Origin of the sequence: Halomonas halmophila (assembly GCF_006540005.1) — a bacterium.
Lineage (GTDB): Bacteria > Pseudomonadota > Gammaproteobacteria > Pseudomonadales > Halomonadaceae > Halomonas > Halomonas halmophila.
Map to the genome: position 1 here is coordinate 1 of NZ_BJOC01000069.1, position 2,556 is coordinate 2,556.

Here is a 2,556-nt window from a genome sequence, read left to right on the forward strand (position 1 = left end):
TGCCTGACGATGACCTACTCTCGCATGGGAACTCCCACACTACCATCGGCGCTGAGCGGTTTCACTGCTGAGTTCGGCATGGGATCAGGTGGTTCCCGAACGCTATGGTCGTCAGGCGAAAAAACTCAATGTAACCCTGCTGACACTACGTCTCACGCGTACCCGGCGTCGTCTGTCATCCAGACTCCTTGGGTGTTATATGGTCAAGCCTCACGGGTCATTAGTACCGGTCAGCTTAACGCCTTGCAACGCTTCCACATCCGGCCTATCAACCAGCTCGTCTTGCTGGACCCTTCAGGAGGCTCGAGGCCTCGGGGAGATCTCATCTTGAAGGGGGCTTCCCGCTTAGATGCTTTCAGCGGTTATCCCGTCCGACCTTAGCTACCCGGCAATGCCACGGGCGTGACAACCGGTACACCAGAGGGTCGTCCACTCCGGTCCTCTCGTACTAGGAGCAGCACTTCTCAAATCTCCAACGCCCACGGCAGATAGGGACCGAACTGTCTCACGACGTTCTAAACCCAGCTCGCGTACCACTTTAAATGGCGAACAGCCATACCCTTGGGACCGACTTCAGCCCCAGGATGTGATGAGCCGACATCGAGGTGCCAAACACCGCCGTCGATGTGAACTCTTGGGCGGTATCAGCCTGTTATCCCCGGAGTACCTTTTATCCGTTGAGCGATGGCCCTTCCATTCAGAACCACCGGATCACTAGAACCTACTTTCGTATCTGCTCGACGTGTCTGTCTCGCAGTTAAGCACCCTTATGCTCTTGCACTCAATGCACGATTTCCGACCGTGCTGAGGGTACCTTCGTGCTCCTCCGTTACACTTTGGGAGGAGACCGCCCCAGTCAAACTACCCACCACACACGGTCCTCGATCCGGATAACGGACCTGAGTTAGAACGCCAATGATGCCAGGCTGGTATTTCAAGGGTGGCTCCACGGCAGCTGGCGCTACCGTTTCAAAGCCTCCCAGCTATCCTACACAAGCAACATCAGCGTCCAGTGTGAAGCTGTAGTAAAGGTTCACGGGGTCTTTCCGTCTAGCCGCGGGTACACAGCATCTTCACTGCGATTTCAATTTCACTGAGTCTCGGGTGGAGACAGCGTGGCCATCATTACGCCATTCGTGCAGGTCGGAACTTACCCGACAAGGAATTTCGCTACCTTAGGACCGTTATAGTTACGGCCGCCGTTTACCGGGGCTTCGATCAAGCGCTTCGCCGGAGCTAACGCCATCAATTAACCTTCCGGCACCGGGCAGGCGTCATACCCTATACGTCCGCTTACGCGTTTGCAGAGTACTGTGTTTTTAATAAACAGTTGCAGCCACCTGGTATCTTCGACCGCCTTCTGCTCCCACCGCGAGGGTGTTCACATACTGGCGGCGTGCCTTCTCCCGAAGTTACGGCACCATTTTGCCTAGTTCCTTCACCCGAGTTCTCTCAAGCGCCTTGGGATTCTCACCCTGACCACCTGTGTCGGTTTGGGGTACGGTCTCACTGTATCTGAAGCTTAGAGGCTTTTCCTGGAAGCGTGGCATCGATGACTTCCAGACCGTAGTCTGTTCGTCTCGTCTCTCGGCCTTGGGGCACCGGATTTGCCTGATCCCCCAGCCTACTGACTTTCACCAGGACAACCAACGCCTGGCTCACCTAGCCTTCTTCGTCCCCCCATCGCAATACAGTCAGGTACGGGAATATTGACCCGTTTCCCATCGACTACGCCTTTCGGCCTCGCCTTAGGGACCGACTCACTCTGCTCCGATTAGCGTCGAACAGAAACCCTTGGTCTTCCGGCGGGGGAGTTTTTCACTCCCCTTATCGTTACTCATGTCAGCATTCGCACTCGTGATACCTCCAGCAAGCCTTTCGACTCACCTTCGTCGGCGTACACGACGCTCCTCTACCGCTCATCTGCATTCGAAAATACAAACGAACCCGTAGCTTCGGTACCTGGTTTAGCCCCGTTACATCTTCCGCGCAGGCCGACTCGACTAGTGAGCTATTACGCTTTCTTTAAAGGATGGCTGCTTCTAAGCCAACCTCCTAGCTGTCTGAGCCTTCCCACATCGTTTCCCACTTAACCAGGATTTCGGGACCTTAGCTGACGGTCTGGGTTGTTTCCCTTTTCACAACGGACGTTAGCACCCGCTGTGTGTCTCCCACGCTTGCACTCACCGGTATTCGGAGTTTGCCTCGGGTTGGTAAGCCGGGATGGCCCCCTAGCCGAAACAGTGCTCTACCCCCGGCGGTGATACGTGAGGCGCTACCTAAATAGCTTTCGAGGAGAACCAGCTATCTCCGGGCTTGATTAGCCTTTCACTCCGATCCACAAGTCATCCAAAACTTTTTCAACAGTTCCTGGTTCGGTCCTCCAGTTGATGTTACTCAACCTTCAACCTGCTCATGGATAGATCGCCCGGTTTCGGGTCTATATCCAGCGACTGGTCGCCCAGTTAAGACTCGATTTCTCTACGCCTCCCCTACACGGTTAAGCTCGCCACTGAATATAAGTCGCTGACCCATTATACAAAAGGTACGCGGTCA

Annotated in this window: 2 rRNA genes; both read right to left on the minus strand. The window is 54.9% G+C overall.

Going from position 1 to position 2,556, the window contains the following annotated elements:
* Position 1 precedes the first annotated feature (1 nt).
* Positions 2-116, minus strand: a 5S ribosomal RNA gene (gene rrf / locus HHA01_RS14595).
* Between the two features lie 83 nt (positions 117-199).
* Positions 200-2,556, minus strand: a 23S ribosomal RNA gene (locus HHA01_RS14600); the annotation flags it as partial.